This window comes from Bradyrhizobium sp. ORS 278 (genome assembly GCF_000026145.1).
Lineage (GTDB): Bacteria > Pseudomonadota > Alphaproteobacteria > Rhizobiales > Xanthobacteraceae > Bradyrhizobium.
This window is the reverse complement of sequence record NC_009445.1, coordinates 5,068,665-5,091,544: the sequence shown is the minus strand read 5'-3', so window position 1 is coordinate 5,091,544 and position 22,880 is coordinate 5,068,665. Positions and strand designations below refer to the sequence as shown.

At 64.9% G+C, this 22,880-nt stretch carries 22 protein-coding genes; 13 read left to right on the top strand and 9 right to left on the bottom strand.

The annotated features are described in order from the left end of the window. The first annotated feature begins 20 nt into the window (after positions 1 to 20). The 11 genes from fliD to cyoB all read left to right on the top strand — a co-directional run bounded on the left by fliD (position 21) and on the right by cyoB (position 12,280). A complete protein-coding gene (fliD, locus tag BRADO_RS22760) occupies positions 21 to 1,733 on the top strand; it encodes a flagellar filament capping protein FliD (protein WP_041756809.1) in 1,713 nt (570 codons plus the stop codon). Next, complete coding sequence (gene fliS, locus BRADO_RS22755) at positions 1,733 to 2,158, top strand: flagellar export chaperone FliS (RefSeq protein ID WP_011927701.1); 426 nt, start codon at positions 1,733 to 1,735, stop codon at positions 2,156 to 2,158. The genes fliD and fliS overlap by 1 nt, the downstream gene beginning before the upstream one ends. Before the next feature lie 207 nt (positions 2,159 to 2,365). Then, complete coding sequence (locus BRADO_RS22750; RefSeq protein ID WP_011927700.1) at positions 2,366 to 2,662, top strand: hypothetical protein; 297 nt, start codon at positions 2,366 to 2,368, stop codon at positions 2,660 to 2,662. 353 nt (positions 2,663 to 3,015) lie between these two features. Then, complete coding sequence (locus BRADO_RS22745) at positions 3,016 to 3,672, top strand: flagellar hook assembly protein FlgD (RefSeq protein ID WP_011927698.1); 657 nt, start codon at positions 3,016 to 3,018, stop codon at positions 3,670 to 3,672. A gap of 22 nt (positions 3,673 to 3,694) precedes the next feature. Beyond that, entirely contained in the window at positions 3,695 to 4,942 is a 1,248-nt protein-coding gene (gene flgE, locus BRADO_RS22740; protein ID WP_011927697.1) for a flagellar hook protein FlgE, read from the top strand. Positions 4,943 to 4,944: 2 nt separating this feature from the next. Then, positions 4,945 to 5,214 (top strand): hypothetical protein, encoded by a 270-nt coding sequence (locus BRADO_RS22735; RefSeq protein ID WP_011927696.1) that lies wholly within the window; start codon positions 4,945 to 4,947, stop codon positions 5,212 to 5,214. Between the two features lie 16 nt (positions 5,215 to 5,230). After that, positions 5,231 to 5,683, top strand: a complete 453-nt coding sequence (locus BRADO_RS22730) for a flagellar basal-body protein flbY (RefSeq protein ID WP_011927695.1) — start codon at positions 5,231 to 5,233, stop codon at positions 5,681 to 5,683. A 21-nt stretch (positions 5,684 to 5,704) separates the two neighbouring features. Further along, positions 5,705 to 7,450, top strand: a complete 1,746-nt coding sequence (gene flgK / locus BRADO_RS22725) for a flagellar hook-associated protein FlgK (protein WP_011927694.1) — start codon at positions 5,705 to 5,707, stop codon at positions 7,448 to 7,450. Positions 7,451 to 7,465: 15 nt separating this feature from the next. Further along, the gene (locus tag BRADO_RS22720; protein WP_011927693.1) at positions 7,466 to 8,374 is read left to right on the top strand and encodes a flagellin; all 909 of its coding nucleotides are present in this window, start codon (positions 7,466 to 7,468) and stop codon (positions 8,372 to 8,374) included. 126 nt (positions 8,375 to 8,500) lie between these two features. Continuing rightward, positions 8,501 to 10,267, top strand: coding sequence for an SDR family oxidoreductase (locus BRADO_RS22715; protein WP_050781036.1), 1,767 nt, complete (start codon positions 8,501 to 8,503; stop codon positions 10,265 to 10,267). Positions 10,268 to 10,279: 12 nt separating this feature from the next. Then, positions 10,280 to 12,280: a cytochrome o ubiquinol oxidase subunit I gene (cyoB, locus tag BRADO_RS22710; protein WP_011927691.1), complete on the top strand. Its 2,001-nt coding sequence runs from the start codon at positions 10,280 to 10,282 to the stop codon at positions 12,278 to 12,280. A gap of 51 nt (positions 12,281 to 12,331) precedes the next feature. On the opposite strand, the gene BRADO_RS22705 is transcribed toward cyoB, so the two are convergent. From BRADO_RS22705 to BRADO_RS22670, 8 genes are all read right to left on the bottom strand, one after another. Further along, positions 12,332 to 12,841, bottom strand: coding sequence for a hypothetical protein (locus BRADO_RS22705; protein ID WP_011927690.1), 510 nt, complete (start codon positions 12,839 to 12,841; stop codon positions 12,332 to 12,334). A gap of 146 nt (positions 12,842 to 12,987) precedes the next feature. Then, the gene (locus tag BRADO_RS22700) at positions 12,988 to 13,392 is read right to left on the bottom strand and encodes a BA14K family protein (protein ID WP_011927689.1); all 405 of its coding nucleotides are present in this window, start codon (positions 13,390 to 13,392) and stop codon (positions 12,988 to 12,990) included. A gap of 157 nt (positions 13,393 to 13,549) precedes the next feature. Beyond that, a complete protein-coding gene (locus BRADO_RS35150; protein WP_011927688.1) occupies positions 13,550 to 13,936 on the bottom strand; it encodes a hypothetical protein in 387 nt (128 codons plus the stop codon). Between the two features lie 123 nt (positions 13,937 to 14,059). Further along, positions 14,060 to 14,845, bottom strand: coding sequence for an alpha/beta fold hydrolase (locus tag BRADO_RS22690; RefSeq protein ID WP_011927687.1), 786 nt, complete (start codon positions 14,843 to 14,845; stop codon positions 14,060 to 14,062). 3 nt (positions 14,846 to 14,848) lie between these two features. Next, a complete protein-coding gene (locus BRADO_RS22685) occupies positions 14,849 to 16,144 on the bottom strand; it encodes an O-acetylhomoserine aminocarboxypropyltransferase (protein WP_011927686.1) in 1,296 nt (431 codons plus the stop codon). Positions 16,145 to 16,248: 104 nt separating this feature from the next. Continuing rightward, a complete protein-coding gene (locus tag BRADO_RS22680; protein ID WP_011927685.1) occupies positions 16,249 to 16,866 on the bottom strand; it encodes a nitroreductase family protein in 618 nt (205 codons plus the stop codon). An 82-nt stretch (positions 16,867 to 16,948) separates the two neighbouring features. Further along, positions 16,949 to 17,878: an aliphatic sulfonate ABC transporter substrate-binding protein gene (locus tag BRADO_RS22675; RefSeq protein WP_011927684.1), complete on the bottom strand. Its 930-nt coding sequence runs from the start codon at positions 17,876 to 17,878 to the stop codon at positions 16,949 to 16,951. Positions 17,879 to 19,207: 1,329 nt separating this feature from the next. Then, positions 19,208 to 19,882 carry a TetR family transcriptional regulator gene (locus tag BRADO_RS22670; protein WP_011927683.1) on the bottom strand — a complete coding sequence of 225 codons (675 nt, stop codon included), beginning with the start codon at positions 19,880 to 19,882 and terminating at the stop codon, positions 19,208 to 19,210. A 95-nt stretch (positions 19,883 to 19,977) separates the two neighbouring features. Here BRADO_RS22670 and BRADO_RS22665 point away from each other — a divergent pair, with 95 nt between their 5' ends. Then, a complete protein-coding gene (locus BRADO_RS22665) occupies positions 19,978 to 20,649 on the top strand; it encodes an O-methyltransferase (RefSeq protein ID WP_011927682.1) in 672 nt (223 codons plus the stop codon). Between the two features lie 205 nt (positions 20,650 to 20,854). Then, the gene (locus tag BRADO_RS22660) at positions 20,855 to 21,505 is read left to right on the top strand and encodes an aspartate/glutamate racemase family protein (protein ID WP_011927681.1); all 651 of its coding nucleotides are present in this window, start codon (positions 20,855 to 20,857) and stop codon (positions 21,503 to 21,505) included. A 16-nt stretch (positions 21,506 to 21,521) separates the two neighbouring features. Here the strand turns inward: BRADO_RS22660 and BRADO_RS22655 are convergent, their stop codons facing one another. Next, positions 21,522 to 22,880: an LLM class flavin-dependent oxidoreductase gene (locus tag BRADO_RS22655; protein WP_011927680.1), complete on the bottom strand. Its 1,359-nt coding sequence runs from the start codon at positions 22,878 to 22,880 to the stop codon at positions 21,522 to 21,524.

The window sequence follows — 22,880 nt, the reverse complement described above, 5'->3', positions numbered from 1 at the left end:
TTCCTGGAGGACGTCGACGAATGACCGTGAGCAGCGCGACCTCGAGCTCGAGCAGCACGACCTCGTCATCCTCCTCGTCGACGAGCTCTAGCAGCTCGCTGACCACCTCGGGTACGAGCACCACCAGCACGATCGACTGGACTGCGCTGATCCAGTCGGCGGTGAACGCCAAGCTCTCCCAGGCGACGCAGATCTCGACCAAAATCACCGCCAACGAAGCCAAGATCACGGCCTATCAGACGCTGCAGACGTCGCTGAAAACGTTGTCATCCGGACTATCGTCGCTTGCGACCGCCGTGGTGAACTCGCTTGCCACCAACGTCTTCGCGACGCGCGCGGCGACGATCAGCGCGACCGGCGATGTCAGCGCCTCCTCGGCGCTGTCGATGTCCGTCAACAACGGTGCGGCGACCGGAAGCCATACGCTGACCATCAGCCAGATCGCGACGGCGCAGAAGGTGACGGGGACGGCGCAGTCCAGCCAGACCACGGCGCTCGGCTATTCCGGAACGTTTTCGCTCGGCCTGTCCGGCGGCAGCACCGCGGACATCAGCATCACCAGCGACATGACCTTGCAGGACGTGGTCAGCGCGATCAATGCTCAGACCTCGACCACCGATGTCGCGGCGTCGATCGTCCAGGTGTCGAGCGGATCGTATCAGCTGGTGCTCACGGGCACCAAGGATGCGGCCGACATCACCTATTCCAGCTCGTCGGGCGACGACATCCTCAACAAGCTCGGCGTCACAGACGGCTCGGGCGCCTTCTCCACCGTGCTGCAGACGGCGCAGGCCGCGCAGTTCACCCTCGACGGCATCAGCCTCACGCGCGACACCAACGATATCACCGACGTGCTCAGCGGTGTGACCTTCGATCTGCTACAGGCGACGCCGTCCGGCACCACGCTCAACATCAGCATCGGCACCGACACCAGCCAGATCTCATCGGCCTTGCAGACCTTTGTTACCAACTACAATGCATTCCGCGATGCCGTTCTGACACAGCAGACCACCAATTCCGACGGCACGGCCTCGTCCAGCGCGGTGCTGTTCGGCGACGGCACCATGCGCCAGATCATGAACTCGCTCCAGAACGTGCTCGGAACCTCCGTCGGCGGTCTGACGATGGCCGATCTCGGTTTGTCGTTCAACGAGAAGAACGAGCTCGAGCTCGACACCGGCACGCTGTCGACGATCCTCAGCACCAATCTGAGCGGCGTGACGACGCTGCTGTCTGCTCAGACCACGACATCGTCCAGCCAGCTCAGCGTCGTCAACACCGGCACCTCGCCGCAATCGTTCACGCTCGATCTCACGGTGGATTCGTCGGGGAGCCTCACGGCCGCCTCGGTTGGCGGCGACAGTTCGCTGTTCACGATCACCGGCAACACCATCGTCGGGAACTCCGGCACGATCTACGCCGGCATGGCCTTCACCTATACCGGAACGACGTCGCAATCGATCACCGTGACCTCGACGCAGGGGCTTGCGACACAAATCTACCAGATTGCGAAAACCGCCTCGTCCAGCAGCGGATCGCTTCAGACGTTGATCGACAATCTGACGACGCAGGACGATACGATGCAGTCCAAGGTCGACGACATCAACAGCGCCGCGGCGACGTTCCAGACTCAGCTCACGGCGCAATACGCCAAGTACCAGGCCGCGATCGAGAGCGCCAACAACACGCTGACCTATCTGAAAGCACTCCTCAACCAGAGTTCGAGTAACTGATGACCCAGAGTTCGATGGCGCAATTGGCAAGTCAGGCCTACCGCGGCGCTGCTGTCGCAGTACCGCCGCTGCGGGCCGTGATCATGCTGCTGAACGGCGCCGTAACTTGCCTGCAGAAGTGCCTCCAGGCGCAGGAGGCCCGCCGGTTCGAGGAGGCGCATGCGCATCTGACCAAGGCGACCGCTATTCTTCGCGGGCTCAGTCTTCACCTCGATCCCGTCAGGGGCGGGGCGGTGGCCGATGGGCTGTTTTCGACCTACAACGCGCTGATCATGGCTGTGCTCCGGGCCTATGGCCGGCCGCGCATGCGCGAGAATTTTCAGCGCATCATCGAAAGCCTGCTGGAACTGCGGTCCGCCTGGGAGACCGTCGATGCCGCAGGTCGCAGCGCGCGAAAGCCAGGTGATTCGGCCAGCCGCCGGTAGCTCTGGCGAATCACCTCCCTGCTGCGACGCGGAAATCTCGGGAAACTGAACGGAAACAGGCTGCATTGGACGGTCTTCGCGGTATTCGGGGCCGTGCGCGGTGCATCGCTCCCCGAAAATCTACGGATTTTTCGGCCCGTCTTGCGGTCCTTCGCCACAACAGGCCGATATCAATTTCGTTCGCCCGCTGAATGCTTTAAGAGGGGCATGGCAACGCTGGATGGGCGGACGATGGACGTCAGCGAATTTGAGGATCTGATCGATCGCCTGGGCGAGGACCTCTCCCAGTGGCCTGCCGAGCAGCGTCTGGCGGCGGCCGAACTGCTGGCATCCTCGTCTGCTGCGAACGAACTGCTGTCGGAAGCCCGCATCGTTCGCGAGGCGCTGTCGAGCCCGTCCGTTCGGGCCCCTGCGGGACTCGCCGCCCGCATTCTGGCCGCAGCCAGCCGTTCGACCCAGGACGAGGTGACCAAGGCGGCCGCTGATGCCCACGAGCCTGGCTGACGTTCGAGATCGACCCAGCCGAAATCGGTCCGGCGCACGACGCGAGGCAGGGCGGGCATTGATGACCCTGTCGCCGCGGTCGGCCTGACGCTTGCGCCGCTCTCTCAAATTGTCCGGCTGCCGACTGCACGGGCCCCAAGGTCGCTGCTGGTCGGATCCGTCGCGGCACCGGGCGTTTTTTGCCGCCTCTGCCCAACGTCGCGGCGGCAAATTCTGCCGTAGGATCAACTAATTCACCCAACTAATTGTGCGCCTGGATTCGCTCTTCCGGCCGTTTGATCAGCAAACGCCTTCATGACCCCTCGTGGTCGTGATGTCCCGCCGCCGCTCGCGGCGAGAGCCGGAGTTCTGCCATGACCATTACTGCGACAAGCTCGTCGACTGCGACCACGACGTCCTCGACGTCGTCTTCCAGCGGCACGCTGAGCTCGACCGACTTCCTTCAGCTGCTCGTGAGCGAGCTGCAGAACCAGGATCCCCTCAATGCGACCAGCGTGACCGATTTCGTCAATCAGATGACATCCTATGCGAACTACACGTCGCAGCAGTCGCTCAACACGAGCATGAACTCGCTGGCCAGCTCGTTCTCGAGCCTGGTGACACTGAACTCCGTCAACTACATCGGCCATACCGTCGAGGCCAAGAGCGACACGGCGCTGCTCTCCAACGGCTCGGCCACGTTCGGCTACTCGCTGTCGTCAGCCGCGTCGAACGTCTCGATCTCGATCAAGGATTCGTCGGGGAGCACGGTCTGGACCGGCACCGGGACCGGCAACAAGGGCTCCAATTCGATCACCTGGGACGGCAAGGATTCCGGCGGCAACCAGCTCAGCGACGGCGGCCAATACACGATTTCCGTCACGGCGACCGACTCGAGCGGAAATTCCGTTCTCAACTACACGACGGTCACCGGCACGGTGACCGGGATCGACACCTCGACCAGCACGCCTTCGCTGACCGTCAACGGTGTTGCCGTCAGCGCCAGCAACATCATCGGCGTCACTTCCTAATTCTGTCATTCGGAGTACAAGCATGAGTCTTTCCGGAGCTCTCTCATCGGCAATCTCGGCGCTCAACGCGCAGAGCTCGTCGCTCGCCATGATCAGCGACAACATTTCGAATGCCGACACGACCGGATACAAGACAACCTCCGGACTGTTCGAGCAGCTGGTGACGGCATCGAGCAGCTCGAAGGCCTACTCGTCGGGCGGCGTGTCCGTCTCCGGCCGCTCCAACATCACCCAGCAGGGCCTGCTGGCCGCAACGACCAATGCGACCGACGTCGCCATCCAGGGCTCGGGCTTCTTCGTCGCGACGAGCTCGACCGCGGCCGGCGGCGAAACCTTCTACACCCGTAATGGCGCCTTCACGACCGACAACGCCGGCTACATCGAGAACAACGGCTATTATCTGGAAGGCTGGCGCACCGATGCAAGCGGGAATGTCGTCGGAAGCGGCCTCGAGCCGATCAACACGAAGGTTGCGCTGACCAATGGCGGCGCAACCACCAAGACCTCGCTCGCGGCCAACCTGCCGGCTGATGCGGCGGACAATGCGACGTTCAGCAGCTCGATGACCGTCTACGACTCCCTTGGGCAGGCCCATACAATGGACGTCACCTGGACCAAGGTCGCCACATCGACGGCGTCCAACGAATGGACGGCCCAGATTGCTCCGGCGACGAGCTCCGAGGGCACGGTGACGAGCGGGACCTATACGATCGACTTCAACTCCGACGGCTCGTTGAACAAGGTGTCGAGCACGAGTCTTGGCATCCAGTGGAAAAACGGCGCGGCCGACAGCACGATCGCGCTGAGCTTCGGAACTACGGGAGGCGGGACCGACGGCCTGACCCAGCTGTCGTCCGGCAGCACCACGCCGAGTGTCTCGAACTTCAGCGCGAATTCCGATGGCATCTCGTTCGGCACGTTGAGCAGCATTTCGGTCGGTAAGAGCGGCCTTGTCGAGGCGACGTATTCCAACGGCCAGACGGTTCCGATCTACAAGATCGCGGTCGCGACGTTCGCCGATCCGAACGGACTCGTGGCGCATAGCAGCGGCATGTACACGTCGACGGCCACGTCCGGCAATGCGACGCTGCAGGCGTCCGGGGAGAATGGCGCAGGAACGATCTACGGCAGCGAGCTGGAGTCCAGCACGACCGATACCACCGGCCAGTTCAGCAACATGATCTCGGCGCAGCAAGCTTACTCGGCCGCGTCTCAGGTCGTCTCGGCCGTCAACAAGATGTACGACACGCTGATCTCGTCGATGAGGTAACGATGGCCGATCTGAAGAGCGAGCGGCTCGGCGAGGGCGAGGCGCTCTTGACGAGGCTGCGCCGGCTGAAGCTGCGCACCGCGGCAGCCGGCAAGGACGATCGCGCCGAGCTGCTGGCGCTGATGGACGACATCGAGACGATTCGCCGCAAGCTGCTGCGCGAATGCGCGCAGCTGGAGGAAGAGCTCCGCATCGCCGCTGTCCGGGTGACGGCATTGAACACCTATGCGCGGGTCGCGCAGGCCAGTCGACGACCGCAGCGTGAGCACTGAGATCGAGGATAAACACATGAAGCAGGCAGTTCAGGTTGAACAGCGCGCCGCGAGCGAGGACGAGGTACGCACCTTGATCGCGCTGATCGACGAGCTCATCGCGGTGGTCTCGGAGGAGAACATGGAGCTCGCCAAAGGGCTGCCGGCCTCGCGATCCCGGCAGCTCGATGACAAGAACCGGCTCGCCGGGTTGTTCGAGCAGCGCGTGGCCGAATGCGCCAGGCATTCGGCAAGCCTCAACGTACGCGACCGTATCCTTCGCGAGCAGCTGATGGAGCACATCTTCAATCTGCGCCATGCGATGGATGAGAATCTCGTCCGTCTGCGCGCCGCGATCGAGGCGAGCAATCGCCGCATCGAGGCTGTGATGCAGGCCATCCGGGAGCAGATCGCGAGCGCGTCGCCGTATGGCGCGAGCGGCCGCCGTACCGCGCGACCGACCTCGTGCGGGACCAATGTCAGGGCGTGACGGAACGACGGGGGCAGGGCGATGTCGCTCGATATAGCGCGTCTGGTTGCATTCACCGGCATCTCCACCACGGAGCTGCAGATCAGCGTGGCGTCGTCGAACATTTCGAACGCCGACACCAAGGGCTACACGCAGAAGACTGCCAATCAGGTCGCGGACGTCACGGGCGGCATCGGAACCGGTGTATCCATCACCGGCATTTCCAGCAATGTCGACAAGCTGCTGCTCAAATCTCTGATCGGCGCCAATTCCGATCTCGGCGCCGCGGACACGACCAACAGCTACCTGACGCAGCTGCAGCAGCTGTTCGGCAGCGCCTCGACCTCGGGCACGTCGACCACGGGCACGTCGCTGGCCAATTCGCTCGCCTCGCTCGAAAGTGCATTGTCGTCGCTGGCGAGCTCGCCCAGCAGCGTCTCGCTGCAATCGGCCGCGGTCAGCGCGCTCGACGATTTCGCCAGCCAGCTGCGCAGCACGTCGAGCAGCGTCCAGACCTTGCGCGGCAATGCCGATAAGGACATTGCCTCGTCGGTCCAGAGCGTCAACGACGATCTCAAGCAGATCTCCGACCTGAACGTCGAGATCCGCAAGATGGCTGCGTCCGGTCAATCGACTGCGGACCTGGAGGACGAGCGCAACTCCGCGCTGCAGGATCTGTCTTCTTACATGAACGTGAGCTATTACACGGCATCCAACGGGGATCTCCAAGTCTACACGTCCTCGGGACGCGCACTCGTCGACAGCTCGGCGCATACGCTGAGCTATACAACGTCGGCCAACATCTCGGCGTCGTCGAGCTTCAGTGGGATTATGGTCGACGGCGTCGACGTCAGCTCGCAGATCACGTCGGGCAAGATCGGTTCGCTGATCACGTTGCGCGACGACACGCTGCCTGCGGTCCAGACTCAGCTCGATCAGCTGGCGTCGCAGCTCAGATCGGCGCTGAACGGAATCACAGAGGGGGCATCGGCGGTGCCGCCGCCGACCACTCTGACCGGAACGGCGAGCGTCAGCAGCGCCACCGGGCTGTCGGCCTCGGGAACGGTCCGGATCGCCGCGGTCGACCAGAGCGGCAATCTGACCGCGTCCTATGATTTCGACCTGTCGGGCTACTCGACCGTCGGTGATCTCGTCGCCGACATCAATGCCAAGAACATCGGCGTCACCGCATCGATCGATTCGAGCGGCGATCTCGCGCTGACGGCCACCGCCACCGGAAATGGTGTCGCGGTGAATGACATGACGAGCAGTTTCGGCGGACCCGACTTCTCGGGGTATTTCGGCATCAACGATCTGGTCACCGGGAGCAGTGCAGCCGATTTCGCCGTCAACAACAGCATTCTGAGCGGAAGTGCGGGGCTGCCGACCGGAACGCTCGACAGCTCGGCCACCTTGACGTCCGGCAGCCAGGTCCTGACCGCCGGATCGGCGACGGTCATCAACGCGCTTTATGACAAGTTGACGGGATCGACGAGCTTCAAGGCGGCAGGCGGGCTGAGCGCCACAACCGGGTCGTTCGCTGACTATGCTGCGGCGATCGTCGCCAATGTCGCCAGCAAGGCGTCTCAGGCCTCCAGCAACTATACAGCCAAATCGACAGCTCAATCGAGCTATGCCAGCTCGCTATCGTCGCAGTCGGGCGTCAATATCGACGAGGAGACGGCGCGGCTGAGCTCGTTGCAGAACAAATATGCCGCTGCCTCGCAGCTCATTTCGGTCGTCAACAGCATGTTCTCGTCGCTGCTGACGGCCGTACAGTCGACCTAGCCAGGAGCGGATGTCATGGCCATGCGGATCGCGACCTTCGCGAACTCCGACCAGATGATCACCAACGCGCTGCGCACGCAGGCGACGATGGCCACGCTTCAGGTTCAGGAGGCGTCCGGGCTGAAGTCGGAGTACCTCGCGGATTTCGGCGCAGACACTCAGCACATCGTCAATCTGCAGGTGTCGGTCACCCGGGCGCAATCCTACATCGACGCTGCGACCCTGGCCGACAGCAAGGTGCAAGTAATGTATTCCGCGGTCGGCCAGGTCTCCGATATCGTCAGCCAACTGCGCACAGCGCTCAGCGCGGCGAGCTCCGGCACTAGCACGGGCACGACCTCCGCCATCAGCTCCGCACAGCAATTGCTGGAGCAGATGGCCGGCATTCTGAACACCCAATATGATGGGCAATATGTCTTCGGCGGAGCGTGGACCTTGACCGCGGCTGTGGATACGTCGTCCTTCGCGACGGGAACCGGCTCCTTGAGCACGGTCGACACGAGCTATTACCAGGGCGACAGCGAACTGGCCTCGGTTCGCGTCTCCGATGGGCAATCCGTGACCTACGGTGTGACGGCGGACAATTCCGCCTTCGAGAAAGTGATGCGCGTCCTGAAATTCGTGGCGAACAGCTCGTCCCTCTCCGCGTCCGATCTCAGCTCCGCCCTGGATCTTGCAGACCAGGCTGTCGACGACGTCGCTACCGTGCAGTCCAACCTGTCCGATTCCGCATCCCGGATCGAGAGCGCCAAGTCGCAACAGACGGATTTCAAGAGCTACGCCGAGAGTCTCGCGACGGATTTGACGAGCGTCGATGTCGCGGCCGTCACGGCGCAGCTGTCGACCTATCAAGCCCAGCTCACGGCGTCCTACTCGGCGATCTCCAAGATTCAGAGCCTGAATCTCGCCAGCTATCTGAAGTGATGCGTCGCGCCCCAAGAAGGCATGCGACGCACCAGCGGTTTGTGGCCGGGGAACTTCTGCTCGGGCGATTGAAACCATGCCGGGGTGAGAGGGTTTGTTGACGGGCAACCCGTCGGCGGACATCTCATGGATCAGACAACTCAGCCTCGCACCATCGGTCACCTGCGGCCGGTCGCCGATAACATCTGGATCGTTGACGCCGGCCGGATCAGGGCAGCTGGCTTGCCGCTTCCGGTTCGGATGACCGTCATCCGATTGGCGAGCGGCGAACTGCTGCTGCATTCGCCGATCCGATTTTCTGACGCGTTGCGCGAGGAACTGGAGCGGCTCGGGCCGATCAAATATTTGTTGGCCCCCAATGTGGCGCACTGGATGTTCCTGCCGGATTGGCAGGCGGCATTGCCGAATGCGCATGTCTACGCAGTCCCAGGACTGAGCGAGCGTCAGCAGGTTCGCCGCAGCGGGCTGCGGATCGACCGCGAGTTGACCGACGTTGCTCCCGATGAATGGTCCGAAGAGCTCCAACTCGTGCTGATCACGGCACCCTTGTTCAGCGAAGTGGCCGTATTCCATAGGCCCAGCCGCACGTTGGTTCTGACGGATTTGGTGCAGAACCTGGCGCCGGAGGGGCTGGGCGTGCTGCCGCGAATGGCTGCTCGACTGCTCGGGATTACCGCGCCCGATGGTAAGGCGCCGGCCTATCTCCGATGGCTCCTGCGCCTCGGCGGCCGCGCCGCGCAGCTCGCTGCGGCGCGGCTGATTGCGCTGGCGCCGGAACGCGTCATTTTCGCCCATGGCCGCTGGTTTGAGACCGGCGGCACCACGCAGCTCCGACGCGCGCTCGGTTGGCTGCTGGATGGCTCGCCCGAGGCTCGACGGTTGATGCGGGATCTCCGAGGGAAGCGCGTGGTGATCACGGGCGCGTCCAGTGGCATCGGGCGCGCCACAGCGCTGGCCTTGGCACGGGAGGGGGCAAGCCTGGTTCTCGCCGCCCGGCGCGAAAATGTGCTGAAGGACGTCGCTGCCGAGTGCGAGACGCTCGGTGGGCAAGCGATCGCGGTGGGTACCGATGTCACCGACGCCGATGCCGTGAGGCGACTGGCAGAGCAGGCGGTGCAGAGCTTCGGCGGAATCGACGTCTGGATCAATAACGCGGGAACCGGCGTATTCGGTGCCTATCAGGATGCCGACCTTGCGCTCCATCGCAAGACCATCGAGGTCAATCTGCTGGGTACCATGAACGGTGCGTACGCAGCGCTTCCGGTGTTCCTGCGCCAGAGGCGGGGAACTCTGATCAACAATATCTCGCTCGGCGGCTGGGCGCCGACCCCGTTTGCCGCGGCGTACACTGCGAGCAAGTTCGGTCTGCGCGGCTTCTCTGCCAGCCTGCGCCAGGAGCTTGCGGCGCATCAGGACATCCATGTCTGCAGCGTGTTTCCTGCCATGGTGGACACGCCCGGCTTCGTGCATGGCGCGAACGTCTCGGGCCGCAATCTTGATCCCGGACCGCTGCTGTACCGTCCCGAGGATGTCGCCGAGACTTTCGTTCAGTTGATCCACGCGCCACGCGACGAAGTCGCCGTCGGCTGGCCGGCGCGGCTTGGCCAGATCTCCTACGCGCTGGCCCGTCTGCCTACAGAACGTTTGATGAGCACGACCTTCCGCTTCCTGCTGTCGCGCGCCAAGGTCGCGCCGCGGAGCTCTGGAGCCGTGCTCGCGCCGATCGCGGCCGGCACCGCCGTGAGCGGCGGATGGCTTGGCCGCAAGAAGCTGCCGCCCGCCGGACAGCTGAGCAAAATCGGCCTCGCCGTGGGACTTGGCGGACTGGCTCTCATGCTGATCGCACGAAGTCGCAGCGGGCGTCCAGCGCCGCGCGCCCGCGCGCACCGCTGATTGGGAGGCCGCATGCTTGGCAAGCTCACGTGGTCGGCGATTCCGTTCGGCCAGCCGATCCCGCTGGTGGCCGCAGGGATCGTGCTGCTCGTCATCCTTGCTGTTCTGGTCTGGGTCTTCGCGAAGGGCCACTTTCCCTATCTCTGGCGCGAATGGATCACGAGCGTCGACCACAAGCGGATCGGCGTGATGTACATCTTCCTGGCGTTCGTGATGCTGCTCCGCGGCGGCACGGATGCCATCATGATGCGCACGCAACAGGCGGTCGCATTCCACTCCAACGGCTATCTCCCGCCGGAGCACTACAACCAGATCTTCTCGGCGCACGGCACGATCATGATCTTTTTCGTCGCGATGCCGTTCGTCATCGGGTTGATGAATCTCGTCGTGCCGTTGCAGCTCGGCGTCCGCGACGTCGCTTTTCCGACGCTGAATTCCGTCGGTTTCTGGCTGACGGCGACGGGCGCGCTGCTGGTCAACGTCTCGCTCGTGGTCGGCGAGTTCGCCCGCACAGGCTGGCTGCCGTTCCCGCCGCTGTCGGAGCTCACATACTCGCCCGGGGTGGGCGTGGATTACTACATCTGGGCGCTGGAGATATCCGGCGTGGGAACGCTGGTCTCCGGCATCAATCTCGTCACGACCGTCTTGAAGCTGCGGACGCAAGGCATGAGCTATCTGCGCATGCCGATGTTCTGCTGGACCACGCTCGCGTCCAATCTGCTGATCGTCGCGGCCTTCCCGATCTTGACGGCGACGCTGACAATGCTGATGCTGGACCGCTATTTTGGCTTCCACTTCTTCACGAACGAGGCCGGTGGCAACATGATGATGTTCATGAACCTGATCTGGGCCTGGGGGCATCCCGAGGTCTACATTCTGGTTCTGCCTGCATTCGGTATCTATTCCGAGGTGGTCGCGACGTTCTCGAGCAAGTCGCTGTTCGGCTATCGCTCGATGGTGCTGGCGACAATGGCGATCTGCGTCGTGTCCTTCATGGTCTGGCTGCATCATTTCTTCACGATGGGCGCCGGGCCGGACGTCAACGCGATCTTCGGCATCGCCAGCATGATCATCGCGGTGCCGACCGGCGTGAAGATCTACAACTGGCTGTTCACGATGTATGGCGGGCGAGTGCGCTTCACGACGCCGATGCTGTGGTCGGTGGGCTTCATGATCACCTTCATGATCGGCGGACTGACGGGTGTGCTGGTTGCCGTGCCGCCGGCCGACTTCCTGCTGCACAACAGCCTGTTTTTGGTGGCGCATTTCCACAATGTAATCATCGGCGGCGTGCTGTTCGGTGCGTTCGCGGGCGTCACCTACTGGTTTCCGAAGGCCTTCGGGTTTCGTCTGTATGAGAGCTGGGGCAAGGCGGCATTCTGGTTCACCTTGACCGGATTCTACGTCACGTTCATGCCGCTCTATGTGGTCGGTCTGCTCGGGATGACCCGGCGCATGCAGCACTACGACGTCGCCGAGTGGCGTCCATGGCTGGCAGCGGCCACGGTCGGCACGGCGCTGCTCGCGATCGGCGTGATTCTGCAGATCCTCCAGCTCGTCTTCAGCATACGCGACCGCGCGCTGTTGCGTGACACGACCGGCGACCCCTGGGATGGCCGCTCGCTCGAATGGGCCACCTCGTCACCGCCGCCGGTCTTCAACTTCGCGGTGCTGCCGAACGTGACGGGGCAGGATGCATATTGGCGGATCAAGGAAAACGCCAAAAACCAGCAGCGTCAGACAAGGGACAGGGACTATCAGGACATCGAGCTGCCGAAAAACTCCCCGACCGGCTTCGTCTGCGCGTTCTTTGCCACCGTGATGGGCTTCGCACTGATCTGGCATATCTGGTGGATGGTCGCGCTTGGCGCAATAGGGGCGTTCGCGACATTCGTCGTGTTCGCCTGGCGCGATCATGATGAGTACGTCATCCCGGCGGCGGAGGTGGCTCGGATCGATCGGCGGATCATCGAAGCGCGGGAGCGATTTTCGACCGCGGCTGGTGACGCCTGAACGCGATCGACAGGTGCGGGCAGGACTGCTGACCGCACCTGTCGGGTCACATCACCAGCGATGATGCGTGCGGATCACGCCATGGCCATGGCGGTGGCCGAAATGCTGCCCGCCATGCCAGCCGTGATGATGGCCAAAACCGGGACCGCGGTAGTAGCCGTAGCTGTGTCGCCAGGGCCGGGGGCCATAGGAATATCCGTAGCTGCGGTACACCGGGCGTGGCGCGTAGCCATAGCGGTAGCCGTAGTATGGACGGTAACCGTAGGGGTACGAAGCATAGCGATATCCGCCGTAATACGGCGCGTAGCCGCCATAGTAGGAAGGCGCGGCGATCGCCGAGCCGATCGCGGCGCCGGCCAGAAGCCCTGCGCCGATCGCGGCACCACCACCCCAGCCGCCATGCCAGCCGCCGTAGCGGACCTGAACGGTGTTCGCGCTTTCAGTACCGGACTTGGCGACGGCTGAAAGCGACGTCAGGGGTGCCGCAGAGGCTGATTGCAGCGTGGCAAAAGAGACTGCGCCGGCGATGGCGAGCGTCGCGGCGGTCTTGAACGTGATCATCCTGAGTTCTCCCGTTGATGTCAGGGGTGTTGCTCAAGCCGGACGAGGCGATCTTCGTTGCAACCGTTGCGGCGGACGTATTGTCGCGCCACATTGGTCTAAGGAGAGCGATCGATGCCGGCGCTCCGGCATCGATCGTCGTGTCGCTATGGACAGGAATGCCGTCGGCCGTCGTTGCCGAGATAGGTGCCGGAGCGCGGGTCGTAGGAGCGATAGCGCTGGGCGCAATAGACTTGCGACTCGCTCGCCTGGGCCCGGCTGTTGGCAACGGCCCCGCCGATGATCGCACCGGCCGCAAGGCCGCCGAGAACAGCCGCGCCGTTGTGGTGATGGCGATAGCCGTACTGATAGCCGTGCCGGCGGCCGATGCCGGGATGCCAGTCGTGTCCGCCGCGCCAGTGGCGGTACTGCACCTGCTCGACGCCGGAGTTGACCGCGGACGACGCGGGGACCGGAGTGTTCGGCAGCAAAGGTGCGGCGGCGAGCGGCGTCACTGCGGAGAGCGTCATGGTCGCGATGACGGCGGCCGTCGAAAGTTTGCGCAGCTGCATCTGCATGCTCCTATCTGTTCTCGAGATGTGAGGAGCAACGTTTCGCCGCAATGGTCCGTTCCGGGTCTCGATGTCGCCTGATCGGTGGCACAAGGTCGCATCGGCGCCACAATGTCGCAGCGGCCCCGTTAAGGGCCGCTGCGGATGTTTGAAGATGTCAGCGCGGCGGAAGACCGTTGCGCACACCTTTCGTGCTCGGCGAGCCGCCGCCGTAGCTGTTCGACGACGACGATCCGCTGCCCGTGCTGGCTCCCGAGCCGCCACCGCTTGTGGTGCCTGCTGTCCCCGAGGCTCCCGTGCCCGCGCCGGTCGTTCCGCTTGCTCCGCCGGCCGATCCACTGCCGGCCCCCATGCTGCCGCCGCCCATGCCGCCACCGGCGCCCGCACCGGCACCGCCGACGCCAGCACCGGCGCCTGCGCCGCCGCCGGCACCACCACCCGCGCCGCCACCTGCACCACCGCCGCCGCCCTGAGCCAGGGCTGCGCCGACCGAACCGGCCGCAATCACCGTCGCCGCGAGAATCGTGAGCATTGTCTTTCGCATTGTCTTGCGCTCCCTTGAGGTTTCACCAACCACCAATGGGGCGCGTCACGCGACGTTCCTAATCGCGGCCTGCGCAAACGCCGCGCCGTCACCGGATCCGCGCGGAACAACAGTGTCCTCGCATCAACTGGCAATGAGCGCATCGAGCAGCGCGTCCGGATACTCAGCCATCATCGTATGGCCGGCGCCGGGCAGCACGATCACGCGGGATTGCGCGATCGCCGCGGCCAGCGCCTTGCCGGCCCTCAGCGGCGTCATCATGTCCTTCTCGCCGAGGATCAGCCGCGTCGGCACCTTGATCCGGGCCGCCGATGCCAGCGCATCCTGATAGTTGTTGCAGGCGGAGAGATCATTGAATAGCACGCCCGGCGCGCAGCGCTCCAGCGTCGCTTGGGCGCCGCCATGCATCCACAGGCCGGGCGCGCGGCTGCCGCCGAGCTCGGCTGCAAAACCGAGACCCCAGATCGAGACCATGTCGATCGCGGTGTGATCATTGGCTTCCGCGGCTTTCAGGAGATCCGGCCCGACGGTCATCGTTGCGGCGGTGCCGATCAGGCTCAGCGCAGAAACGTGATCCGGATGGCGCGCCGCGGTGTCGAGCGCGATCAGCGACCCCATTGAATGGCCGATGAGATGTGCGGGCTTCGCGTCCACCGCCCGCAACAGCGCGACGATCCAGTCGGCCATCGCGGAGATTGTCGGCAGCGCCGGCCCTCCGGAACGGCCATGGCCGGGCAGGTCGGGCGCCAGCACGGCAAAGCCGTGATGCGCGAACCAGCGGCTGTGCAACGCCCAGACCGAATGATCGAAGCCGGCGCCGTGCACGAAGACGGCAGCGGGCAGGGATGAATCGAACGCGCGACCGCCGGTCGCCACGAACACATCGCGATCAGCAATCGACAGCTGCATGGCTCACACCTTCTGCGAGGCGCGCAGCGCCTGTCCGAGATCATCGATGATATCAGATGCGGCCTCGATGCCTACCGACAGCCGGATCAGCTCTTCGCCGATCCCGGCTGCTGCAAGCTGTGCGGCATCCATCTGCTGATGCGTCGTCGAGGCCGGGTGAATCACCAGCGTCTTGGCGTCGCCGACATTGGCGAGATGGCTGATCAGCTTCAGGCTCTCGATGAACTTGCGTCCGGCGGCGCGGCCGCCCTTGATGCCGAACGAGACGATCGAGCCGGTGCCGCGCGGCAGCAGCTGCTTGGCCAGCGCGTGATCGGGATGCGTCTCCAGCGACGGATGCAGCACCCAGTCGACGGCCTTGTTGGCGGTCAGCGCGGCGAGCACGGCCGCCGTGTTCGCGACATGGCGCTCCATGCGCAGATGCAAGGTCTCGACGCCCTGCAGAAGATGAAAGGCGTTGGTCGGCGACAGGCAGGCGCCGAAATCACGCAAGCCTTCCGTGCGCGCCCGCATGATGAAGGCGGCGGTGCCGAACTGCTCGTCGAAGACGATGCCGTGATAGCCGGCATAGGGTTCGGTGAGCACAGGGAATTTGCCTGACGCCCGCCAGTCGAAGCGGCCGCCATCGACGATCACGCCGCCGATCGCGATACCATGTCCGCCGAGCCATTTGGTCGCCGAATGCATCACGATGTCGGCGCCCTGCGCGATCGGCCGGCTCAAATAGGGCGTCGCGAAAGTGTTGTCGATCAGGAGCGGGATGCCCGCCTCGTGCGCGATCGCGGACACTTTCGGGATGTCCAGCACTTCGAGGCCGGGATTGCCGAGAGTCTCGCCGATCACGAGCCGCGTGTTGGGCTTGATGGTGCTGCGGAAGCCGTCGAGGTCGCGCGGCTTCACGAAGCTCGTGTTGATGCCGAAGCGCGGCAGCGTGTGGGCGAGCAGGTTGATGGTGCCGCCATAGAGCGAGGAGGAGGCGACGATGTGGTCGCCGGCGTTGAGGATCGTGGCGATCGCCAGATGCAGCGCGGCCTGGCCGCTCGCGGTGCAGACCGCGCCGACACCGCCTTCCAGCGCGGCGAGCCGCTCTTCGAGCACGGCGGTCGTCGGATTGGAGATGCGGGTGTAGATGTGGCCGGCACGTTCGAGGTTGAACAAAGCGGCGGCGTGCTCAGTGTCGTCGAACACGTAGGACGTGGTCTGATAGATCGGCACCGCGCGGGCGCCGGTCGCGGGATCCGGATGCTGGCCCGCATGCAGGCTCAGGGTTTCGAAGGCAGGCGGTTTCGGCGGCGGCATGCGGGTCTCGGCTTTCGTCTGACGATGGTCCTGCTTTCTGCCATAGATTTCACCGGGCGTCAGGGGCGGCGCCATGACGCCGCCCCCAGCATGCCAACGCGTCGTCAGCCGAAGCTCTTTGGGAACAGTCCCGAGGCGGCGATCTCGGCGATGGCGAGCCGCGGGCTCGGCTTCTCGCGCTCCTTGAGCATGGCGGGGAGCTTCTCGCCGTCGCCCTTGCGGCCGACCGCGATGGCGATCTCGACGGCGAAGTCATCGGGCGCGCCGAGCGCGGTCTGCGCGGCCGCGACGTCGAAGCCGCTCATGCCGTGGGTGGCCCAGCCGGACAGCGCGGCCTGGTTGGCAAAGTTGGCCCAGGCGGCGCCGGCGTCGAAGGAATGGGTGCGGGTCGGCGCCGGCTCGGTCTTGCCGGCCGGGATGAAGGTCTTCTTCGACAGCACGTAGACGAGGGCGGCGGCGTGCTGCGCCCAGCCGCGGTTGAACTCGATCAACGGCGCCAGGAAGGTATCGAACGCGGCCTGGCCGCGCAGCGCGTAGAGAAAGCGCCAGGGCTGCGAATTGTAGGAGGAGGGCGCCCAGCGCGCCGCCTCGATGAAGGTCAAGAGCTCGCTCTCGGGCAGCGCCTCATCGGTGAAGCCGCGCGGCGACCAGCGGTCGACGAAGAGGCGATGTGCGGGGTGCTCGGTGGTGCGGTCGGTCGGCGGGGGAAGATGGGCGGTCACGATGGTCTCCTTGCGTTCAGGCTCGTCGTCGGGCCTCGCGCTCCGCTTCGTTGCGGAGCACAATGCTCGGTTCCTCTCTGGCTCACGGCGCCTTCGGTGTCCAGATCGCCAACGCAGATGTGTCCACCTTCACCGGCAGCACGCGTTCGGCGAGAAACGCGTCGGCGATCTTCTGCTGCTCGGAGAGGCCAGCCGCCGTCACCGGGCCGACCAGGTAGGAGCGGTGGCTGTTGGCCTCTTCGACAGTGGCCGCGTCGATGCCCCAAAGCGTCGCGAGCTGGCTCGCCGCCGCGGCCGGGTTCGCCTTCACCCATTTGCCGGTCTCGACCAGCTTGCCATAGATGACGTTGAGCGCATCAGCATGCTTGCCGGCATAATCGGCGGAGGCGAGGTAATAGCGCTTGTAGCTCGCCAGCCCGTCGCTGCCGTCGGCGAGCACGCGCGCGCCCGACTGCCGGATCGTGCTCGACAGGAACGGATCCCATGCCACCCAGGCGTCGACATTGTTGCTGACGAAGGCGGTGCGGCCGTCGGCCGGCGGCAGATAGGCCGGGGTGATGTCCTTGAAGGACAGGCCGGCCTTGGCGAGGGCCGACAACAGCAGATAATGACTGCCGGCCCCTTTGGTCACCGCGATCTTCTTGCCCTTGAGCTCGGCGAGCGATTTGGTCGGCGAGGCCGTCGCCACGAGGATCGCTTGCGCGGATGGCGAGGCGGCTTCCTCAGCCACATAAGCGAGCTTGGCGCCCGCGGCCTGCGCGAACACCGGCACGGTGTCGGCGACGTCGGCGCCGACATCGATGCTGCCGATGTTGATGGCTTCGAGCAGCGGCAGGCCGCTGGAGAACTCGTGCCAGCTGACCTTGATGTCGAGCGGCGCAAGCGCCTTCTCCAGCTCGCCATTGGTCTTGAGCAGCGCGATCAGGGTGGAGGATTTCTGATAGCCGATGCGTAGCGTCTCGGCGGCTTCGGCGCGTGATGTGGCAAGGGCGCCCAGCAGGGCGATGCCCATCATCAGGACGCCGCGCCGGGCGAGGGGGAGGGTCCGCGCGCGGCGCCGGCCGCCGAAAGCTGGTGTCATTCAAAAATCTCCTCAGAGGCGATCGCCTGCAATGTCCCGGGATCATTCGCAGGATCAGTCACGCTGCGCAATTTTGCAGATCAGCCTGGATAGAGACGAAAGTTCTTCATTCGGCTGTCTCGCGAGAAGTTTGTTTTCTTTGATGACGGAGACAGCCGGCGGCAATCCCGCGGCGCCGTTTGCGTCCGAGCTGTCTCTGCCGTTCGTCCCTCTCGGGAAGAGAGGGCGCAGGGAAGGCCGGGCGTCGGCTGACACCCATGGCCCGCGTGCAACAAAAAAAGCACGCGGCGGTCACCACAGGATCAGCCGGACATCCGGCCTTCCCTGCGCGATGGGCTTACGGCTTATACGCGATCTCCCCGGTGCGCCGGGCTGTCTGGCCACCGTCATCCGCAAGACACGCTGGGCATCGTTGCGAACTTGATACTAGCGTCGGAGTATCAGGACCACGCGACTTCGCCGTCCGGCTCCCATCGTTCGTCCACGCGCTTGACACACGCTGCGACGAGAACCGGCCACCGCATCCCACCCAACGCTTCGTGACGTTCGCGACAGCGCCCCTCGATCGGGCGGGATGCACGAATATGAACATGATTTCGGTAAAAAAGAAACAAGAGTTTTTTTCGCCGCGGGACTGGACAGGGCAAATCAGCTTGAGATCGCGGGCGAATTTCGGATCTTGGCGCAAGTGCGCGCGAGGGCGCAGTCATGGGCGACTGCGTTCGCTGCGGCATAGGCGCGCGCAGATCGTCTCTCCAACGCGCTGCAATCAGCAGAATAGGCCGCTTCTCTCCAGACACTCGCGCTTTTCTCACCGCTTCCACATCGGCGGCATCAAGTGACCCCGGCGGATCGCGATGAGCAGGAGGATGACGCCGGCCGTGGTGCAGAACACCAGCGCGACCACCGAATGCTCCATTCCGAATGCGCCCCCGGTCAGCAACTCCGGTCCTTCGACAGCAGGCCGTAGCGCACATGAGCGCAGCGACATTCGGGTTCAGCGCTCGCGTGCGCGAAGCCGGCGCCGAGGCGAGCGGATGGGCCGGCCCCGCATGTCGCTGCTCTCATGCGGGTTACGGGATCGTGCCTCGGTCTCGCTGATTGGCACGCAGGTTCGGAGCGCGTGGGGCGAATGAGCCGAAGTCGTAGTCCGCCGCTTTCGTCAGGACATGCCGTATGCCGGATTCCGGATAGACGGATTGCGCTCCGCTGATCCGCCCTACGAGCTTCCCGTGAATAACGGGCAGACGGGGCGCACCGTTATTGGGAGCGGACGCGGGGCGACATGGTGGTGCGCGGGCGGCGCGGTGCGCCGGCCTTCTCCAGATACGCACAGAACATGTCCGCCATCGCGTCGGCATAGGCCGTGATCTCGGCGCGGCTGCGCGGGGTTTCGGAGAAGTGCTTGCCGACCTGGCTCAGCGTTGTCTTGATCAGATCGGCGGCGCGCGCGCGTTCGGCGGGACGGGCCTCGGGCAGCGCCTCGCGGATGAAGGCCTGCATGGCGCGGCGGCCGCTCGACTGCGCCGCTCTGGATTCCGGCGCGTCGCGGTAGAGCGGGGCGGCGTCGTCGAGCGCGCCGCGGATCGCGGCCTCGTCGCACTCCGATTGCAGAAAGGCGTGGACCAGCGCGCGCAGCCGCGCCAAGGGCGGGCGGCTCTTGTCCTCGAGGATGCCGTGCAGCAGCGCCGTGGTCTGCTGCCACTCGTCGCTCTGCAGCCGGAACAGGATCGCGGCCTTGTTGGGGAAGTACTGATACAGCGAGCCGATGCTGACGCCGGCCCTCTCGGCGACGCGCGCGGTGGTGAAGCGGGGTGCGCCCTCCGTCGTCAAAACCTGAACAGCGGCCTGCAGAATGGCCGCGACGAGGTCGGTCGAGCGGGCCTGCTGCGGCTGTTTTCTTGCGGAGATCTGGGCTTTTCGGGCGGGAGCCATGGCGCGATCCGGAATGCGATTAGCGAATGCGATTGATTATTCGTATTTTGCCGAGCACGCAAACGACACCTCCTTGGCAAAGACGGAGAACCTCCATGATCACCCTCATCACCCAGCCCGTGGCCCCGCTGCTCGATCGCCTGCTTGCAGAGGCCGCGCTGCTGCGGCCGGAGACGAGCCCGGTCTTCGCCGGCATGGCCGAACGGGGCGAGCAGCTGATGCGCAGCAAGTCCGGCCATGTCGAGCTCTATTCGCAGCTCAAGGATTATCCGCTGCCGGTGTCGCGCGACACAGGTCTGCTGCTCTACATGCTGGCGCGCAGCTTCAACGCCAGATCGATCATCGAGTTTGGCACCTCGTTCGGCATCTCCTCGCTGTTCCTGGCTGCAGCCTTGCGCGACAATGGCGGCGGCCGCCTGATCACCACCGAGTTCGAGCCATCGAAGGTCGCGCGCGCCCGCGGCCATTTGGAGGAGGGCGGTTTGGCCGATCTGGTCGAGATCCGCGAGGGCGACGCGTTGCAGACGCTCGCCGCCGATCTGCCGGAAGCGATCGACCTGGTGCTGCTCGACGGCGCCAAGCCGCTCTATCGCGATATCCTCGCGCTGCTCGAACCCCAGCTCAGCGCAGGCGCATTTATCGTGGCCGACAATGCCGATTATTGTCCCGATTATCTCGCTTATGTCCGCTCGCCGGCGAACGGCTATCTCTCGGTGCCGTTCGGCGACGAGGTCGAATTGTCGATGCGGATCGGACGGCGCCCGTAGCCCGCATGAGCCCAAGCGACATGCGGGTTCAGCATCGGTATGCGCGAGGGCGCCGCGTCGGTGCGAGCGGAAAGAGCGTTCCCGCATGTCGATCGCGCCTCGCACTTGCTGATCTGCACGCATGTTGGAGAGCAGCTGAGGAGTTGACGGAGGGGCGGCGATTGGCCAGGAGGGGAGGCCCGTCCTCTTGCGCGACCGAGCCTGCATGCCCCGCATCCTCCTGATCAATCCCAACAGCTCGGCGGCGACCACCGCGATGATGGTGTCGATTGCCGCCGAGTGCTGCGCCGGGCGCGCCGAGGCGATCGGCGCGACCGCTTCGCGGGCGCCGGCCATGATCGTCGATCCCGAGGCTCTGGCGGCCTCGGCTGCCGAGGTGGTCGAGATTGCGCGTGGACATCGTGATGTCTGCGACGGCATCATCATCGCGGCCTTTGGCGATCCCGGCGCTGCCGAGATTGGTGCATGGGGCCGTTTGCCGGTGATCGGGATTGGCGAGGCTGCCATGCGCGAGGCCGCCAAGGCAGGCCGGCGCTTCGGCGTGGCCACGGTGACGCCGGCCCTGGTCGCGAGCATCGCGAGCCTTGCAGACAGGTTGGGGCTGTCGCCGCAGTTCACCGGCACGCGTCTGGCGCCGGGCGAGCCGGCCGCGCTCGCCGCCGATCCGTCGCGCCTCGCCGCTGCACTGGCCGAAGCGACGCATGCATGTCTCGTCAAGGACGGCGCCGACGCCGTGATCATCGGCGGCGGCCCGCTGGCGCAGGCTGCCGATCAGTTGCAGCTGCAATTCTCCGCGCCGATCATCAAGCCGATCGCAGCGGCGGTGGACCAGTTGCTGCAGCGGTTGGCGGTTTAGGCGGCAAGCGTCGCTTTTACGGCCGATAGCCCGCCGCTGGATGCGGCGCCGCGAGCCGCGCGCGGCCGAACATTTTCTCGCGCAACGTCCCGGGCTGATATGCTTTCTTGTAGCGGCCGCGCCGGGTCAGCTCCGGCACCAGCATGTCGGCGACGTCGGCAAAGCTCTCCGGTGACAGCGCGAAGGCCAGGTTGAGGCCGTCGACGCCGGTCTGCTCGACCCAATGCTCGATGAGATCGGCGACCTTGGCGGGCGAGCCGACGAAGACCGGGCCGATGCCGCCGATCCCGATGTGCTCGGCGACCTCGCGCACGGTCCACACCCGGTCGGGATCGGCGCGGGTGACGTTGTCCATCGCGCTGCGGCCGGCGTCGTTGAGCACGTGGCGCACCTGCTGGTCGAGCTCGTAGGTGGAGAAGTCCACGCCGGTCCAGCCGGACATCAAGGTCAGCGACGCCTCGTGATCGATATAGCGGCGGTAGTCGGCGAATTTCGCCTCGGCCTCCGCATCGGTCTCGCCGAGCACGACGGTGGCGATGCTGAAGATGACGATGTCGCTGCCGGCGCGCCCGGCCTCGACGGCGGCCTGGCGGATCGCGGCGACGCGCGGCGCGATGATCTTGGCCGATGGGCCGGACATGAACACGCATTCGGCATGCCGGCCGGCGAACACGCGGCCGCGCGGCGAGGTGCCGGCCTGGTACAGCACCGGCGTCCGCTGCGGCGACGGCTCGCAGAGATGGATGGCGTCGAGCTGATAGTTCTCGCCGTGGTGGACGACGCGATGCACCTTGGCCGGATCGGTGAAGATGCCGCTGTCGCGGTCGCGCTTCACGGCGTCGTCCTCCCAGCTGCCTTCCCACAGTCTGTAGACGACCTCCATATATTCGTCGGCGACGTCGTAGCGGTCGTCATGCGCGGTCTGGCGTTCCTTGCCCATGCCGCGCGCGGCGCTGTCGAGATAGCCGGTGACGATGTTCCAGCCGATACGGCCCTCGGTGAGATGATCGAGCGTCGACATCCGCCGCGCGAACGGGTAGGGCGGCTCGTAGGACAGGGTGCAGGTCACGCCGAAGCCGAGATGCTCGGTCACCGCGGCCATCGCAGAGATCAGCATCATCGGATCGTTGACCGGCACCTGGATGGCGTGGCGCAGCGCGGCATCGGGATTGCCGCCATAGACGTCGTAGACGCCGAGCACGTCGGCCAAGAAAAGTCCGTCGAAGCGGCCGCGCTCCAAGGTCTTGGCGAGGTCGAGCCAATAGGGCAGGCGGTTGTAGTCGGAGGAGCGGTCCCGCGGATGCCGCCACAGGCCGGGCGACTGGTGCCCGACGCAGTTCATCGCAAACGCATTCAACCGGATGTCCGCAGCCAT

Excerpts from the sequence above, each read along its gene's own strand:
- BRADO_RS22660 (WP_011927681.1), top strand. The coding sequence starts at position 20,855 with ATGCCCCGCATCCTCCTGATCAATCCCAACAGCTCGGCGGCGACCACC.
- cyoB (WP_011927691.1), top strand. The coding sequence starts at position 10,280 with ATGCTTGGCAAGCTCACGTGGTCGGCGATTCCGTTCGGCCAGCCGATC.
- BRADO_RS22735 (WP_011927696.1), top strand. The coding sequence starts at position 4,945 with ATGGCCGATCTGAAGAGCGAGCGGCTCGGCGAGGGCGAGGCGCTCTTG.
- BRADO_RS22730 (WP_011927695.1), top strand. The coding sequence starts at position 5,231 with ATGAAGCAGGCAGTTCAGGTTGAACAGCGCGCCGCGAGCGAGGACGAG.
- BRADO_RS22700 (WP_011927689.1), bottom strand. The coding sequence starts at position 13,392 with ATGCAGCTGCGCAAACTTTCGACGGCCGCCGTCATCGCGACCATGACG.
- BRADO_RS22665 (WP_011927682.1), top strand. The coding sequence starts at position 19,978 with ATGATCACCCTCATCACCCAGCCCGTGGCCCCGCTGCTCGATCGCCTG.
- BRADO_RS35150 (WP_011927688.1), bottom strand. The coding sequence starts at position 13,936 with ATGCGAAAGACAATGCTCACGATTCTCGCGGCGACGGTGATTGCGGCC.
- BRADO_RS22715 (WP_050781036.1), top strand. The coding sequence starts at position 8,501 with ATGGATCAGACAACTCAGCCTCGCACCATCGGTCACCTGCGGCCGGTC.
- BRADO_RS22690 (WP_011927687.1), bottom strand. The coding sequence starts at position 14,845 with ATGCAGCTGTCGATTGCTGATCGCGATGTGTTCGTGGCGACCGGCGGT.
- BRADO_RS22655 (WP_011927680.1), bottom strand. The coding sequence starts at position 22,880 with ATGGCTGCGGACATCCGGTTGAATGCGTTTGCGATGAACTGCGTCGGG.
- BRADO_RS22670 (WP_011927683.1), bottom strand. The coding sequence starts at position 19,882 with ATGGCTCCCGCCCGAAAAGCCCAGATCTCCGCAAGAAAACAGCCGCAG.
- flgE (WP_011927697.1), top strand. The coding sequence starts at position 3,695 with ATGAGTCTTTCCGGAGCTCTCTCATCGGCAATCTCGGCGCTCAACGCG.
- fliS (WP_011927701.1), top strand. The coding sequence starts at position 1,733 with ATGACCCAGAGTTCGATGGCGCAATTGGCAAGTCAGGCCTACCGCGGC.
- BRADO_RS22745 (WP_011927698.1), top strand. The coding sequence starts at position 3,016 with ATGACCATTACTGCGACAAGCTCGTCGACTGCGACCACGACGTCCTCG.
- BRADO_RS22720 (WP_011927693.1), top strand. The coding sequence starts at position 7,466 with ATGGCCATGCGGATCGCGACCTTCGCGAACTCCGACCAGATGATCACC.
- flgK (WP_011927694.1), top strand. The coding sequence starts at position 5,705 with ATGTCGCTCGATATAGCGCGTCTGGTTGCATTCACCGGCATCTCCACC.
- BRADO_RS22705 (WP_011927690.1), bottom strand. The coding sequence starts at position 12,841 with ATGATCACGTTCAAGACCGCCGCGACGCTCGCCATCGCCGGCGCAGTC.
- fliD (WP_041756809.1), top strand. The coding sequence starts at position 21 with ATGACCGTGAGCAGCGCGACCTCGAGCTCGAGCAGCACGACCTCGTCA.
- BRADO_RS22750 (WP_011927700.1), top strand. The coding sequence starts at position 2,366 with ATGGCAACGCTGGATGGGCGGACGATGGACGTCAGCGAATTTGAGGAT.
- BRADO_RS22685 (WP_011927686.1), bottom strand. The coding sequence starts at position 16,144 with ATGCCGCCGCCGAAACCGCCTGCCTTCGAAACCCTGAGCCTGCATGCG.
- BRADO_RS22675 (WP_011927684.1), bottom strand. The coding sequence starts at position 17,878 with ATGGGCATCGCCCTGCTGGGCGCCCTTGCCACATCACGCGCCGAAGCC.